The following is a 1693-nucleotide window of genomic DNA, read 5'->3' as shown; positions in this document are numbered from 1 at the left end:
TGCTTAACTTCAAATCCTTGCGGTCAATGTGTCAAGTTTTATTGACAAAATCATCCAGTAAGAGGGTTGCTACAAGAAACTATTGTCAGTTCACCTATGACGATATCTTCTACTTCTTCATCATAGTAACCCTTGACACGTGGTTCATTATCCACTTCATCATAGATACCATCCTTATCCGTATCCTCTTTAGTCGGATTACTATAATAATCATAAGCCAGAACAGAGGGATATTCATAATCCCAAGGGAGTCCTAGAAGGTAAAGAAACGGTGAAACATCAATATATTTAGTAGGCCAAACACTCTTAAGTTCCTCTCTGTCAAGCAGAGAATCCTTATCAGTATCAGCTGTTCCGTTCCAAACTGGTCTTTCATCAAGCTTAACAATTTGCGGAATGAGTCCGTTAAGAGCGACCCAGCATCCGCTGTTGGTTTCCTCGTTGATCATATCTGCAATTGAAAGCAGCTCATCCTTAAAATTGCCGCCAACATTTGCAAATATGCCTCCGGTACTTTCATAAAGAGATTTGTATGTAGACTGATAACTTGAATTTGAAACGACAGATACATTAATATCATCATCAACAAGTAAATCGATCATTTCACTCATTGATTTGATTCCATAATTGTTGTCAATCTTGTATCCTGCGTCTGTTACAAGAACAAAGAATTTTTGTGATGACGTTCTTAAATTGAGCTGACGAGCCATTTCTAATGCGTCTATTGCCGTTTCAGGAGTATCTCCGCCGCCGTCAACAGTCAATTTTGCAATTTCAGCTTTGAAGTCATCCGCATTTTTGAACCAGTTATCTCCATCGGGATTTTTCTTTGTATTGGTTGAATTTTCACCGTCACAGGTAATATCTCTGTAATCAACAAGTGCAAAAGATGGAGTAATTCCTGCAGATTCGATTTCATTTACAAACGCAGTAATGTTATTCTTTACATTGTTAATATATCCGCTCATTGAACCGGTTGTGTCAATTACAAACACAATGTCTACCTGACCTTTGATCTGAACTGTTGCAATGCTTGCCGCAGCGTCGGATACGGCTCTTGCAGCAAAAGTCTGAATTGACGGCTGAGCCTCTACAGATGTTTCTGAAGGAATATCAAGACCAAGTGATTCAAGCCAACTAATAACATCAAGGACAAAATAAATGCCTTCTGCTGAAATATCAGCGCTTAATGTTCTTGTTTCTTCATCGTAAGTTGTAGCCAACGGAGTTGTATTTTCTCCGTCATTATAGCAGATAAGGAGTCCGTTTGTCAATTCGCCTGCTAATTCATAATTTTTTACTGTGTAATCCTCGCTCAAAGTAAAAGAAAGATTTCCACTGTTAATTTCGGATTTTGTAATTTCAATGACCTTGCCTACATATACTCTTTCTTCGCCTTTTAAATGACCTGTATACTCGGAAATATCAATATTGCTGTTTACATTTCCCTTTGCCGAAACTGTAAGTAACGATGGCACTGCAAGATTATCTTCAAACAAATCGCTATCAAATCTGCTTTGATCAACAGTCTGCTCGAAATACTCATCACAGTCAAGCACTCCATTATCATCTGTATCAGGCTTTAACGGATCAAGCCCGAGAACAATTTCGTCTCCGTCATTTACGCCGTCCTTGTCGGTATCCGGATTCAACGGGTCGGTGTGATAATCATTCACTTCTTCTCCGCCTTTCA

The 1693-nt window shown here is 38.9% G+C and carries 1 protein-coding gene; it reads right to left on the bottom strand.

Going from position 1 to position 1693, the window contains the following annotated elements; genetic code table 11:
* Positions 1 to 50: 50 nt before the first annotated feature.
* The coding region (locus LI114_RS13375) for a vWA domain-containing protein (protein WP_227221079.1) at positions 51 to 1693 on the bottom strand (1643 nt) is incomplete at its 5' end.

It is taken from the genome of Ruminococcus sp. 210702-SL.1.03 (assembly GCF_020559915.1).
In the GTDB taxonomy this organism is placed as follows: domain Bacteria; phylum Bacillota; class Clostridia; order Oscillospirales; family Ruminococcaceae; genus YE71.
This window is presented reverse-complemented; position numbering and strand designations above follow the sequence as displayed.